The 289-nt window shown below is 40.5% G+C and carries 1 protein-coding gene; it reads right to left on the bottom strand.

Annotation, left to right across the window (positions count from 1 at the left end):
• A partial coding sequence (locus tag DXC01_RS20845; RefSeq protein WP_243111691.1) for a transposase occupies nt 1-289 on the bottom strand: 289 nt, incomplete at both ends.

Here is a 289-nt window from a genome sequence, read left to right as displayed (position 1 = left end):
GTTACGGACAGTTCCTTCTGTTTTCCGGATACGGAAAGATATTTCCGCAGGATATTAAATGCACCTACTGCATCTGCGTTAAATCTTACTCCATCAGTTATATACATACCACGTTCTTTTCGATTTGATGCTTCTGCATGTCTTTTTGATACTTCTGGTGATAACGGGCTGCACTGGCTGGTATAGCTTTCCTCCTGTTTTATCAATTGTATTCCATACAGTTTCAGCTTATATTCCAGCATGATATACAGCCTGTTATATGGCAGGCTGTGAAACTTCTGGTTGGTCA

The organism is Blautia sp. OM07-19, from assembly GCF_003481595.1.
Lineage (GTDB): Bacteria > Bacillota > Clostridia > Lachnospirales > Lachnospiraceae > Blautia_A > Blautia_A intestinihominis.
Note: the sequence above shows the minus strand (reverse complement) of the source record. Positions and strands in the feature narration are given on the sequence as shown.